We start from the raw sequence: 12,946 nt of genomic DNA on the forward strand, positions 1-12,946 counted from the left end.
CAGTCCTGCCACTGCCGGGACGGGTTCCCGGCGGTCAGAGTGGAGCCATGAACACACTCCTGAACGTCCTCGGTGTCACCGTCCTCGCCGCCCTCGTCCTGCTCCCCGCCCTCCTCGGGTTCGCCCGGGAGCGCCGCATCTCCCGCGAGCTGCGCGCGGCGGAGCACGCCCGCCGCACCGACCCGCCCGCTCCGGCGGCCGCCCCGCCCCGGCGCGCCGCACGGACCCCGAACCTCCGGTCCTGGGCGCGGGTCTGAGGGAGCCGCGCGCCGACGCGTGCCGCCCCCACGAGCGAACGGGCGGCACGGCCATCATGGGAGAGCCCCGGCCGGGCGGACGGACCCGCGCGGCCGGATCGGCCCACCACGGACGAAGAGAGAACATGGCTGTCATCCACCGCACCACCCTCAACCCCGGCAAGCTCGACCTGGTCGCCGCCTGGCTGCCGTCCCAGCCCTGGTACGCCGGTGGCGGCGCCCCCGAACTGGCGAAGGCCGGCGGCTTCCGGCTCGACGACCCGGAGGGCGAGGTGGGCATCGAGTTCATGGTGGTCGCCGATGCCTCGGCGGGCCGCCCGGTCCCGTACCACGTGCCCGTCACCTACCGGGGCGCCCCGCTCGACGGCGCGGAGGCGGCCCTGATCGGCACCAGCGAACACGGGGTGCTGGGCACCCGCTGGGTGTACGACGGGGCCCATGACGCCGTGCTGACCGGCCGGCTCCTCGCGCTGCTCCACGGCCGCGCCGAACCTCAGGCGCAGAGCGAGTCGGACACCCTCGACCCGACCGTGCACAGCCGGTTCATGGGGGACGACATCCCCGGGAGCGCGGTCGTCGAGACCGTGCGGAGCGGGATGTACGGCACCGACGTCCTGCTGACGGACCCCGCGGGAGGCGGAAGCTGGACCCTGCGCGTGGTCCGGGCGCTGCGGGGCGATGCCGAAGAGGCCAAGGGCGACGCGGGACCGCTGCACGGCGAGGTCACCGCGCTCTGGGCCCCGCCGGGAGCGGAGCCGGCCCGGGCCCGGTTCGCCGAGGTGCGCGCCTCGGCCGAGGCCTGACACACGCGGCGGCGGGCACCCCCTGATCCCGGGGGTGCCCGCCGCCGCGTCGTTCGGCGGACAGCCTTTAGAAGTCGTCGTCGAAGCCGACCGTGCCCTCCACCGCGACCTGGTACGCCGACGGGCGGCGCTCGAAGAAGTTCGTCAGCTCCTGCACGCCCTGGAGCTCCATGAACGAGAACGGGTTCTCGGAGCCGTACAGCGCCGGGAAGCCCAGCCGGGTGAGCCGCTGGTCGGCGACGCACTCCAGGTACTGCCGCATCGACTCGGTGTTCATGCCCGGCAGGCCCTCGCCGCACAGGTCACGGCCGAACTGGAGCTCCGCCTCCACGGCCTCCTTCAGCATGTCGGTGACCTGCTGCTGGAGTTCGTCGTCGAAGAGGTCCGGCTCCTCCTTGCGGACGGTGTCCACGACCTCGAAGGCGAAGTTCATGTGCATCGTCTCGTCGCGGAACACCCAGTTGGTGCCCGTGGCGAGGCCGTGCAGCAGACCCCGCGAGCGGAACCAGTAGACGTACGCGAACGCGCCGTAGAAGAACAGCCCCTCGATGCAGGCCGCGAAGCAGATCAGGTTCAGCAGGAACCGGCGCCGGTCGGCCTTGGTCTCCAGTCGCTCGATCTTCTCGACCGAGTCCATCCAGCGGAAGCAGAACTGCGCCTTCTCGCGGATCGACGGGATCTCCTCCACCGCGTCGAACGCGGCGGCACGGTCGTCCGGGTCGGGCAGGTAGGTGTCGAGCAGCGTCAGATAGAACTGGACGTGCACGGCCTCCTCGAACAGCTGCCGCGACAGGTACAGCCGCGCCTCGGGGGAGTTGATGTGCTTGTACAGCGTCAGCACGAGGTTGTTGGAGACGATCGAGTCGCCCGTGGCGAAGAACGCCACCAGCCGGCCGATCATGTGCTGCTCGCCCGGGGTGAGCTTGGCGAGGTCGGCCACGTCGGAGTGGAGGTCGACCTCCTCCACGGTCCAGGTGTTCTTGATCGCGTCCCGGTAGCGCTCGTAGAAGTCCGGGTAGCGCATGGGACGCAGGGTCAGTTCGAAGCCCGGGTCGAGCAGGTTCTTCGCGGCGGTGGGGTCGGTGGTGCTCATTACTGGCAGGCCTCGCAGGACTCGGGGTTTTCCAGGGAGCAGGCGAGGGCCTCCGCGTCGGAGTACGCCTGCTGCACGGGGACGGTGGCGGGCGCGGGGGCGGCGGCCTTCGCGGTGCCGGAGGCGGCACGCGCGATCCGGGTCGCCGGGCGCGAACGCAGGTAGTACGTCGTCTTCAGCCCCTGCTTCCAGGCGTACGCGTACATCGAGGAGAGCTTCCCGATGGTCGGCGTCTCCAGGAACAGGTTCAGCGACTGGCTCTGGTCGAGGTACGGCGTACGGGCCGCCGCCATGTCGATCAGGCCGCGCTGCGGGATCTCCCACGCCGTGCGGTACAGCGCGCGCACGTCCGCCGGGATCCAGCTGAAGCCCTGCACGGAGCCGCTCGCGTCGCGCAGCGCCTCACGGGTCCGCGCGTCCCACACGCCGAGCCGCTTCAGCTCGTCCACCAGGTACGCGTTGACCTGGAGGAACTCACCGCTGAGCGTCTCGCGCTTGAAGAGGTTGGAGACCTGCGGCTCGATGCACTCGTACACCCCGGCGATCGAGGCGATGGTGGCGGTCGGCGCGATGGCGAGCAGCAGGGAGTTGCGCATCCCGGTCTTCGCGATCCGGGCGCGCAGCGCCTCCCACCGTTCCGGCCAGGCCGGCGCCGTGTCGTAGTGGTCCGGGTGCAGCACCCCGCGCGCGGCACGGGTCTCGCTCCACGCGGGCAGCGGCCCGGACTTCTCGGCGAGGTCGCAGGAGGCCTCGTACGCGGCGAGCATGATCCGCTCCGAGATGCGGGTGGAGAGCTCACGGGCCTCGGCGGAGTCGAACGGCAGCCGCAGCTGGAAGAAGACGTCCTGGAGGCCCATCGCGCCCAGACCCACCGGCCGCCAGCGGGCGTTGGAGCGGCCGGACTGCTCGGTCGGGTAGAAGTTGATGTCGACGACCCGGTCCAGGAAGGTCACGGCGGTCCGCACGGTGGCGTCCAGCCGCTCCCAGTCGATCGTCCCGTCCGCCACGAAGGCGCCCAGGTTGACCGAGCCGAGGTTGCAGACGGCGGTCTCGCCGTCCTCGGTGACCTCCAGGATCTCCGTGCAGAGGTTCGAGGAGTGCACGACCCGGCCCGGCTCGGCGGTCTGGTTCGCGGTGCGGTTGGACGCGTCCTTGAACGTCATCCAGCCCTGGCCGGTCTGCGCCAGGGTGCGCATCATCCGGCCGTACAGCTCGCGTGCGGGGATCGTCCGGCGGGCCAGGCCCTTCGCCTCGGCGGCCCGGTAGGCGGCGTCGAACTCGTCGCCCCACAGGTCGACCAGCTCGGGGACGTCGGCGGGCGAGAAGAGCGACCAGGCGGAGTCGGCGTCGACCCGGCGCATGAACTCGTCGGGGATCCAGTGCGCCAGGTTCAGGTTGTGCGTACGCCGCTGGTCCTCACCGGTGTTGTCGCGCAGCTCCAGGAACTCCTCGATGTCCGCGTGCCAGGTCTCCAGGTAGACCGCGGCCGCGCCCTTGCGCCGGCCGCCCTGGTTGACGGCCGCGACGGAGGCGTCCAGCGTCTTCATGAACGGCACGATGCCGTTGGAGAGCCCGTTGGTGCCCCGGATCAGCGAACCGCGCGAGCGGATGCGGGAGAACGACAGACCGATGCCGCCCGCGTGCTTCGAGAGCCGCGCCACCTCGTGGTAGCGGCCGTAGATCGAGTCCAGCTCGTCCAGCGGGGAGTCCAGCAGGTAGCAGGAGGACATCTGCGGGTGGCGGGTGCCCGAGTTGAAGAGCGTGGGGGAGGAGGGCAGGTAGTCCAGCCGGCTCATCAGCCCGTAGAGCGCCGCGACCTCGTCCACCGCCCGCGCGGAGTCGTCCTCGGCGAGCCCGGCCGCGACCCGCAGCATGAAGTGCTGCGGGATCTCCACCACCTGGCGGGTGATCGGGTGGCGCAGCAGGTAGCGGCTGTAGAGGGTGCGCAGCCCGAAGTAGCCGAACCGGTCGTCGGCGCCGTCCGTCAGGGCTTCCTCGACCAGCGCGTCCAGCCGCTCGGCGTGCAGCGCCACGAACGCGGCCGTACGGTCCGCGATCAGGCCCTCGCGGTGGCCGACGGCGACCGACGCGGAGAACGACACCGCGCCCTCACCGGCCGCCTCGGCGGCGATGGTGCGGGTGAGCAGCCGCGCGGCGAGCCGCGAGTAGGCGGGGTCCTCCGCGATCAGGCCGGCGGCCGACTCGGTGGCCAGGGTCAGCAGCTCCGCCTCGTCGGCGTGCGCGCTGCGGCCCCGCAGCGCGGCGGCGGCGACCCTCCCCGGGTCGGTGTCCGGCAGGTCCGCGGTGAGGGCGGTCAGGGTGCGCAGCAGCGCGGCCCCGGGGCCGTCGACGGGCTCGGTGGCTGCGGTGGCTGCGGGCACGGACGCCGGATCGGCGGGCGCGATGGTCACGGTGGTGCTCTCCCTCGCTCGGCTCTGGACCGGCGGGGGGAGGCGAGGGCCGCGGGGCGCGCCACCTGGAGACGGGCAGCACCGCACACGGCGTCCACCGGCCCAACCGCGAGGCCCGGACGTACGGGCGTCCGGTTCGGGTGAGCCGGACGCGCTGTCGGCAGGTAGCCGGACTCGAAGGTGCGCGAAACGCGCGGTTCATACCGTTGCGGGACAGTTCCGGATTCGCACCGGATTCCCCTGCGACGACAGCGAGACGAGCATACATGTGGTGGCCGGGCAGCGAGAACGCCCCACATGTTGTGGCGGTGCGGGGCGGTGTTCCGGTACGCGGGAGGGTGCTGCGGGCCTTCCGGGGCGTGGCCGTGGCCCGTCCGGGTGGGGCGGGGAGGGTTCCGGACGGGGGTGCGACCAGGGCCGGGCTCTCTCAGCCGCCGCTGCCCAGGTCCAGCCGGTAGGTGAGCAGTGTCAGGTCCGGCACCGGCCGCCAGTCGCGTTCCGGGGTGCGTACGAAGCCGAGGCGGTGGTAGATCCGGTGTGCCCCGGCCATGGCGGGCTGGGTCGACAGGGCGAGCCCGGTGACCCCGGCGGTGGCGCGGGCCCGCGCCGCGCAGGCCCGTACGAGCGCTTCCCCGGCTCCCCGGCCGCGCCCCGCCCTGCCCACCGCCAGCATCCGGAACTCCGCCTCGTCCGGCGCCGCGACGTCGCACATGGGGCTGCCGGGCGGGGCGTAGGTGACTCCGCCGAGCACGGTGCCGGTGTCGTCCGCGGCCACCAGTACGTCCGCCACGGCGGCCCGGCCGGCCACGTCCCGCAGGCTGGCCAGATAGGGGTCGTCCTCGCCTCCGCCCAACAGCCCGTCACCGAGGTACGCGTGGGCCGTGATCTCGCCGAGGAGTGCGTACTCCCCGGGCTCGGCCCTTCTGATCGTCAGGTCCATGACCGTCATTCTGCGCGTCGTGCGGACGGGCGGACAGCCCGGCTCCGGGAACGGCTCAACCGCTCACGCCCACCTCGTTGTTCGGGGCTCCGTCGCCCTCCGGCGGGAGGTCGCCGCGCTGGATCGGCTGCGAGCCGGGGGCCTGGCCGAGGGGCGGGAGGATCCTGTCGAGCTCGGCGTCGTCCGCCAGGTGGGCCGCTTCGGCCGCCTCGCGCAGGGTGGCGCGGTCCACGCCGGGGAGTCCGGCGCTGACCGTCACGGAGACGTCCCCCTCGGTGCGGGCGTAGGCGTGGCCGAGGGAGGTCGCGCTGTACCAGCTCTCGCCCTCGCGTTCGCAGACGGTGTAGCCGGCCGAGCCGTCGGACACCGGCTTCTTGTTGCAGTCGGCGGGGGAGTAGTCGGCGCGCTCCACACCGAGTTGGATCACGTGCCCGTTCCTGTCCGTGTAGGAGCTGCCGAATCCGTCGTCACCGAGCACGCCCACCGACTGCGTCGCCAGGGTGTATCCGGCCACCTCGGTGATGTACACGTGGTCGGCCCGGGTCTGGAGGGCCGTCGCCCGCGCCTCCAGTTCGGCGTGGTCCGGTACGTCCGCGGCGGGGGACGCGCCGCCCGCGCCGGCGTGCTCGGTGCCGCAGCCGGCGAGGGTGAGGACCAGCAGGGCGGGCCAGAGGCCGCGCAACCGGGTGTGAGGTGGCATGAGCACATCCTTCCGTACGGGGCCGGCGGTCCGGGCCGGTGGCCCGGGCGTGGCGCGGGCGTGGGGCGGTCCGGTCGTGGGGCGGGTACGCCGACGGGCCGCCGCCCCTCCCCCTGGGGGGGAGGACGCGACGGCCCGGCGGACGGTTCTCGCCCGTGGGGTAGGGCAGCCGGGTCAGTGGCCGCCCGGCGCCCCCACGACGGCCGGCGGCAGTTCCGCCTGCACGCCCTTGTCGCCGACGTCCGCGGTGTAGTCCTCCGGCGAGGTCTCGTCGATGCCCGCCGGGGCCTTGAGCGCGTTGAGGACGAAGGTCACCACGACCACCACCACGACGTTCAGCACGAACGCGGTGAGGCCGATGTAGCCGATCTCGCCGATGCCCGGGATCTCCTTCGACGAGCCGCCGAAGTGCTTCTGGGTCGGGGAGGCCACACCGTACGCGGCGAGGGTGCCGTACAGCATGCCGGCCGCCCAGCCCGCGATGAGCGCCCAGCGGTGGAACCACCGGGTGAAGAGGCCGCCGACCAGCGAAGGCATCGTCTGGAGGATCCAGATCCCGCCCAGCAGCTGGAAGTTGATGGCCACCGTCTTGTCCATGGTGAGCACGAAGATCAGCGCGCCGACCTTCACCAGGAGCGAGACCAGCTTGGAGACCTTGGTCTCCTGCTCGGGCGTCGCGTCCGGTTTCAGGAACTCCTTGTAGATGTTCCGGGTGAAGAGGTTCGCGGCGGCGATGGACATGATGGCCGCGGGTACCAGTGCGCCGATCCCGATGGCCGCGAAGGCCACTCCGGCGAACCAGTCCGGGAACATGTTCTCGAAGAGCTGCGGGATGGCCAGCTGGCCGTTGGCCACCTTGACCCCGGCCGCGATGGCCATGAAGCCGAGCAGGGCCAGCAGCCCGAGCATCAGCGAGTACAGCGGCAGGATGGTGGTGTTGCGGCGGATCACCTCACGGCTGCGGCTGGAAAGCGTCGCCGTGATCGAGTGCGGGTACATGAAGAGCGCCAGCGCCGAGCCCAACGCCAGGGTGGCGTAACCCCATTGCCCGTTCACCCCGGGGACCACCCCGGCCACCGGTTTGCCCGCCGCCTCGTTGGCCGCGGAGAACTTCGCGCTCGCCCCGGCGAAGATGTCGTCGAAGCCGCCCAGCTTGATCGGGATGTAGATGATCGCCACCGCGATGACCAGGTAGATCAGCCCGTCCTTGATGAACGCGATCAGCGCGGGCGCGCGCAGGCCCGAGGAGTAGGTGTACGCGGCGAGCACCGCGAACGCGATCAGCAGCGGCAGGTCCTTGAGGAACCAGTTGGTGTCCTCGCCGCCGCCGACGCCCATGACGTCCAGCACGGCCTGGATGCCGACGAGCTGCAGCGCGATGTACGGCATCGTGGCGAGGATGCCGGTGAGCGCGACCGCCAGCGACAGGCCCTTCGAGCCGAAGCGGCCCCGGACGAAGTCGGAGGTGGTGACGTACCCGTGCTTGTGCGACACGGACCAGAGCCGCGGCAGGAAGGTGAAAATCAGCGGGTACACCAGGATCGTGTACGGAACGGCGAAGAAGCCCGAGGCCCCCGCGCCGTAGATCGCCGCCGGGACGGCGACGAAGGTGTACGCGGTGTAGAGGTCGCCGCCGAGCAGGAACCAGGTCACCCAGGTGCCGAACGACCGGCCGCCCAGGCCCCATTCGTCCAGGCTCAGCTCGTTCTCGGCGCGGCGCCAGCGGGCGGCCATGAAGCCGACCACGGTGACGGCCAGGAAGAAGAAGATGAAGACGCCGAGTGCGACGCCGTTCACGCCGTCCTTCATGCGGAGACACCTCCCTTGCGGGAGCGCTGGTCACGCTTCCACAGCGTGTACGCGAGCATGGTCAGTCCGGTCGAGACGACCACCCACAGCATCTGGTACCAGTAGAAGAACGGGATACCGATGAAGGTCGGGTCGACCTTGGCGTAGGAACCGACCCAGAGCAGCGCCACGAACGGGGCTGCCAGGCATATCGCGATGACCACCCGCGCCGGTGTCACCGTCGGGGGCGCCACCGCCGGGGGTGGGGTGGGTTCTGGCACTTCTGGCATGGACTGACTCCGTTCCTCGCTGGCCGCCGGTGGGTCCGGCCGGTGCCCCGGCCGGGCGCACCGGCCGTATGACTTCCCGGCGACGGGACTGTTTCCGTCAACGGCACGGAGAGAAAGCGGATTTGGTTCATGCTTGGCTTGAAATGATCGCCATGTTTTTTTTACGGCGCCACGCGCGGGTGAAATGGGCGCGACAGGGCGGTACGAGAAGTGCGTGCGGTATGAAGCGGTACGGGCGGGCGGGCTCGCCGGATCCGCTCAGTCGAGCGGCCGCTTGAGCCGGGCCACGAACTTGTACCGGTCGCCCCGGTAGACCGAGCGCACCCATTCCACCGGCTCGCCCCGCCCGTCGAGGGAGTGCCGGGAGAGCAGCAGCATGGGCAGGCCCACGTCGGTGCCGAGCAGCCCGGCCTCGCGCGGGGTGGCGAGCGAGGTCTCGATCGTCTCCTCGGCCTCCGCGAGCCGCACGTCGTACACCTCCGCCAGCGCGGTGTAGAGCGAGGTGTACTTCACCAGTGAACGGCGCAGCGCGGGGAAGCGTTTGGCCGAGAGGTGCGTGGTCTCGATGGCCATCGGCTCCCCGCTGGCGAGCCGCAGCCGTTCGATGCGCAGCACCCGCCCGCCGGCCGTGATGTCCAGCAGACCGGCCAGCGCCTGGTCCGCCGTCACGTAGCCGATGTCCAGCAGCTGGGAGGTGGGTTCGAGACCCTGGGCCCGCATGTCCTCGGTGTACGAGGTCAGTTGGAGTGCCTGCGAGACCTTCGGCTTGGCCACGAAGGTGCCCTTGCCCTGGATGCGTTCGAGCCGGCCCTCGACGACCAGCTCCTGGAGCGCCTGGCGCACCGTGGTGCGGGAGGTGTCGAACTCGGCCGCGAGGGTGCGCTCCGGGGGCACCGGTGTGCCGGGCGGCATGGTGTCCGTCATGTCGAGGAGGTGGCGCTTGAGCCGGTAGTACTTCGGTACGCGCGCGGTACGCGCACCCGCCCCCGTGCCGCCCGCTGGGCTGCCCTCGCCGGCGCTCATGGTCCCTCTCCCCGATTGCTGTGCTGCCGTCACCGGCTCCTCCGTACTTCGCGGCTCACATGGTGGCACGGCCCGGCCGAGGGGGCGTCGACCTCCCCTTCGGGCCGTGTCGTCGGCCCGCCGTCCCATGGGCGATCCAGGTGTGGGCGCTTTCGATCAAAAGCCCCTAGGTGTCGGTCCTATAACGGACGCGAGTGCACTTCTTATACACCCTTGACACCCCTAAAGGTCTAGGCCAAGCTCCGGTTGCTGGTCTAAACCATTTAAGACCAGGTCCAGCCCCAGCAGTACTCGTCGAATGTCTTCGCGGTGGGCGGGGTTGCAGCATCCCTGAGGAGGGTTTGACGTGAAGCGCAAGCTCATCGCGGCCATTGGTGTCGCGGGCATGATGATCTCGATCGCGGCATGTGGCTCGGACGACGACAAGGCGTCGTCGCAGGATCCCAAGGACCGCAAGGAAACCCTCACCGTCTGGCTGATGTCGGACGCCCAGAGCACCTGGCCCGAGCTGGTCGCCGACGTCAACAAGCAGTTCGCGGCCAAGTACCCGAACGTCAAGGTCAACGTCCAGTACCAGACCTGGGCGGACAAGACCAAGAAGCTCGACGCCTCGCTCGCCGGTGACAAGTTCCCGGACGTGGTCGAGCTCGGCAACACCGAGACCATGACGTACATCCTCAACGGGGCGCTCGGCGAGATCGACCCGAAGAAGTACGAGAACTCGGACACCTGGATCAAGGGCCTGAAGGACACCTGCGCCTTCGAGGGCAAGCAGTACTGCGTGCCCTACTACGCCGGTGCCCGCGTCGCGATCTACAACAAGGACATGTTCAAGGCCGGCACCGGCTCGGACGTCCTGCCCGCCACCCAGGACGAGCTGACCGCCGCGCTCGACAAGGTCGGCGCGAAGTACGGCAAGGACAAGGCGTTCTCGCCGCTCTACCTGCCGGGCCGTTACTGGTACGCCGCGATGTCCTACGTCGCCGCCGAGGGTGGCCAGATCGCCAAGTACGACGAGGGCAGCAAGGAGTGGAAGGCCACCCTCTCCACCCCGGAGGCCCAGAAGGGCATCCAGGACTTCGTCGACCTGGTCAACAAGTACAACCACGGCGACAAGACCAAGGACGAGGCGGACCACGCCAACGTCATGGCCAACGAGAAGACCGCCCTCCTCTACGGCAACGGCTGGGAGGCCGGCAGCGTCGTCGACCCGGCCGCCAACGGCAACCCGAAGCTGAAGGACAAGATCGGCACCGCGGGCATGCCCGGCCCGAACGGCAAGGCCCTCCCGTCCTTCATCGGCGGCTCCGACCTCGCCACCATCTCCAAGTCCAAGATCCAGGACCTCGGCGAGGAGTGGATCTCCCTCTTCACCAGCGAGAAGTCCGAAGAGGTCCTGGCCTCGAAGAACATCCTTCCCAACAACACCAAGCAGCTTGAGCCCCTGAAGGCCAAGCCCGAGACCGCGGCCATCGCCAACGCCGTCCCGGACGCCTGGTTCACTCCGATCGCCCCCGGCTGGACCGCGGTCGAGAAGAAGGAAACCCTCGAGATCATGCTGCTCGACATCATCAAGGGCAAGTCGGTCGCCGACGCCACCAAGGCGGCCGACGAGGAGATCGACTCCCTGATCAACAAGGAGTCCTGAGCCCCGGCTCATGAAGCGGCGGCGGTGAGCCTTCCTCACCGCCCCCGCCCGATCGTCCGCGGGGGTGGTGGCTTCTGAAGACGGAGGCCGCCACTCCCGTTGCTCCGGTATCTGGTCCGAACGGAAGGCCCGCACAGTGAGTGCCGCCGACATGAAAGCAGCCGACCCGCCGGTGTCCGTCCCGCGGGCCCCCGAGGGTGCAACACCCCAGCCCTCGAAGAGCGTGACCCGTAAACCGCGGAAGGCCGGCGCTCTGCTGCCGTACCTCCTGATAGCCCCGGCGTTCATCGCCATCGCCGCCGTCTTCGTCTGGCCCTTCATCAAGACGGTCATCATGTCCTTCCAGGACGTGGGCCGGCGTGAACTGTGGTCCGGATCGGCCGCCCCCTGGGTGGGATTCGACCAGTTCACCAGCATCCTGGGCGACAGCGAGTTCTGGGACGTCGTCTGGCGGACCATCATCTTCATGGTCGTCTGCGTCGCCGTCACCATGGCCGGCGGCCTCGGGCTCTCCATGATCATGCAGCGCATGTCCACCTGGGTGCGCCTGCTGCTGACCGCGGCACTGGTCGCCGCCTGGTCCATGCCGCTGCTGGTCGCCACCTCGATCTTCCGCTGGTTCGCCGACTCCGACTACGGCGTCCTCAACATGGTGCTGACCAAATACCTCGGGATCGACGCGCAGGGCCACAACTGGTTCCTCGACCCCAAGCAGGGCTTCGTCATCATCGGTTCGGTCGTCGTCTGGGGAGCCATCCCCTTCGTCTCCGTCACGCTCTACGCGGCGCTCACCCAGGTCCCGAAGGAACTGGAGGAGGCGGCCTCGCTCGACGGCGCCAGCGTGCCCGGCATCTTCCGTTACGTCACCTGGCCCGTCATCAAGCCGGTCTTCCAGATGGTCGCCACGCTCTCCGTGCTCTGGGACTTCAACGTCTTCGGCCAGATCTTCCTGATGCGCGGCAACAAGCCCGAGCCCGAATACTCCGTCCTCGGCATCTACTCGTTCGAGAAGGCCTTCGAGTCCAACTCGTTCAGCCAGGGCGCGGCGATCTCGCTCATCACGGTCCTGCTGCTGTCCGGCGTCGCCGTGTACTACCTGCGCCAGCTGCTCAAGATCGGAGAGGTCGAGTGAGCACCTCCACCCCCCAGGTTTACCGCCCGGACCGCAAGAAGAACCGTCTCGTCTACAACGTTCTGGGCCTGATCGCCTTCGTCCTGATGGCCTTCCCGGTCTACTGGCTGATCATCAGCTCGCTGCGCCCCAACGCGGAGATCCGCAGCTACGACCAGACGCTGTGGCCGACGTCGATCACCTTCGACAACTTCTCCCGCGCCATCAAGCAGCCGAACTTCGGCACGGCGATCGAGTCCAGCCTCATCGTCTGCGGCGTCGCCGTCGTCGTCGGCATGCTCCTCGCCACGATCGCCGCCTTCGCCATCGGCCGCTTCCAGTTCCGCGGCCGCAAGTTCTTCATGATCGTGCTGCTCGTCGTGCAGCTGCTGCCCCCGACGGCGATGCTCATCCCCATCTACATCCAGCTGAACGACCTCGGCGGGCTGAACGAGTACTGGGGCGTCATCGTCATCTACCTCGTCTCCACCCTGCCCTTCGCCACCTGGATGATCCGCGGCTTCGTGATCAACATCCCCCAGGAGCTGGAGGAGTCCGCGATGGTGGACGGCTGCAGCCGGATGGGCGCCTTCTGGCGGATCACCTTCCCGCTGCTCGCCCCCGGGCTGGCCGCCGCGGCGATCTTCTCGCTGATCACCGCCTGGAACGAGTACCTCCTCGCCTACGTCGTCCTCCAGGACAACGACAAGTACACCCTCAACGTGTGGCTGATGAACTTCACCACCTCCCGCGGCATCGACTACGGCGCGCTGATGGCCGCCTCGACGATGATCGCGATCCCGGTGGTGGCCTTCTTCCTCCTGGTCCAGAAGTACATGGCGACCGGGCTCACCTCCGGCGCAGTGAAGGGATGACGACGCA

12 protein-coding genes and 1 riboswitch are annotated in these 12,946 nt (G+C 69.7%); of the genes, 5 read left to right on the forward strand and 7 right to left on the reverse strand.

The window, feature by feature from the left end:
• The first annotated feature begins 47 nt into the window (after positions 1-47).
• Complete coding sequence (locus ACWCWD_RS10115) at positions 48-257, forward strand: hypothetical protein (protein ID WP_450771660.1); 210 nt, start codon at positions 48-50, stop codon at positions 255-257.
• A 125-nt stretch (positions 258-382) separates the two neighbouring features.
• The gene (locus ACWCWD_RS10120; protein ID WP_450771661.1) at positions 383-1,060 is read left to right on the forward strand and encodes a maltokinase N-terminal cap-like domain-containing protein; all 678 of its coding nucleotides are present in this window, start codon (positions 383-385) and stop codon (positions 1,058-1,060) included.
• 67 nt (positions 1,061-1,127) lie between these two features.
• Here ACWCWD_RS10120 and ACWCWD_RS10125 read toward each other — a convergent pair whose 3' ends face one another.
• The 7 genes from ACWCWD_RS10125 to ACWCWD_RS10155 all read right to left on the reverse strand — a co-directional run bounded on the left by ACWCWD_RS10125 (position 1,128) and on the right by ACWCWD_RS10155 (position 9,305).
• Complete coding sequence (locus ACWCWD_RS10125; RefSeq protein WP_450771663.1) at positions 1,128-2,153, reverse strand: ribonucleotide-diphosphate reductase subunit beta; 1,026 nt, start codon at positions 2,151-2,153, stop codon at positions 1,128-1,130.
• Positions 2,153-4,564, reverse strand: coding sequence for a ribonucleoside-diphosphate reductase subunit alpha (locus ACWCWD_RS10130; protein WP_450771665.1), 2,412 nt, complete (start codon positions 4,562-4,564; stop codon positions 2,153-2,155). The genes ACWCWD_RS10125 and ACWCWD_RS10130 overlap by 1 nt, the downstream gene beginning before the upstream one ends.
• A gap of 142 nt (positions 4,565-4,706) precedes the next feature.
• Positions 4,707-4,829, reverse strand: a riboswitch (cobalamin riboswitch).
• Between the two features lie 162 nt (positions 4,830-4,991).
• The gene (locus ACWCWD_RS10135) at positions 4,992-5,504 is read right to left on the reverse strand and encodes a GNAT family N-acetyltransferase (RefSeq protein ID WP_450771667.1); all 513 of its coding nucleotides are present in this window, start codon (positions 5,502-5,504) and stop codon (positions 4,992-4,994) included.
• Between the two features lie 55 nt (positions 5,505-5,559).
• On the reverse strand, positions 5,560-6,204 hold the full coding sequence (locus tag ACWCWD_RS10140; protein ID WP_450771668.1) for a hypothetical protein: 645 nt from the start codon (positions 6,202-6,204) through the stop codon (positions 5,560-5,562).
• Between the two features lie 174 nt (positions 6,205-6,378).
• Positions 6,379-8,013, reverse strand: coding sequence for a monocarboxylate uptake permease MctP (mctP, locus tag ACWCWD_RS10145; RefSeq protein ID WP_450771669.1), 1,635 nt, complete (start codon positions 8,011-8,013; stop codon positions 6,379-6,381).
• On the reverse strand, positions 8,010-8,282 hold the full coding sequence (locus ACWCWD_RS10150; RefSeq protein WP_450771671.1) for a DUF3311 domain-containing protein: 273 nt from the start codon (positions 8,280-8,282) through the stop codon (positions 8,010-8,012). The genes mctP and ACWCWD_RS10150 overlap by 4 nt, the downstream gene beginning before the upstream one ends.
• Positions 8,283-8,540: 258 nt before the next feature.
• Positions 8,541-9,305 carry a GntR family transcriptional regulator gene (locus ACWCWD_RS10155; protein WP_450771673.1) on the reverse strand — a complete coding sequence of 255 codons (765 nt, stop codon included), beginning with the start codon at positions 9,303-9,305 and terminating at the stop codon, positions 8,541-8,543.
• Between the two features lie 346 nt (positions 9,306-9,651).
• On the opposite strand from ACWCWD_RS10155, the gene ACWCWD_RS10160 reads away from it, so the two are divergent.
• From ACWCWD_RS10160 to ACWCWD_RS10170, 3 genes are all read left to right on the forward strand, one after another.
• Complete coding sequence (locus ACWCWD_RS10160; RefSeq protein WP_450771674.1) at positions 9,652-10,953, forward strand: sugar ABC transporter substrate-binding protein; 1,302 nt, start codon at positions 9,652-9,654, stop codon at positions 10,951-10,953.
• A gap of 136 nt (positions 10,954-11,089) precedes the next feature.
• Complete coding sequence (locus ACWCWD_RS10165; RefSeq protein ID WP_450771676.1) at positions 11,090-12,085, forward strand: carbohydrate ABC transporter permease; 996 nt, start codon at positions 11,090-11,092, stop codon at positions 12,083-12,085.
• Positions 12,082-12,939, forward strand: coding sequence for a carbohydrate ABC transporter permease (locus ACWCWD_RS10170; RefSeq protein ID WP_450771678.1), 858 nt, complete (start codon positions 12,082-12,084; stop codon positions 12,937-12,939). The genes ACWCWD_RS10165 and ACWCWD_RS10170 overlap by 4 nt, the downstream gene beginning before the upstream one ends.
• Positions 12,940-12,946: the final 7 nt, after the last annotated feature.

This window comes from Streptomyces sp. NPDC001493 (genome assembly GCF_053597235.1).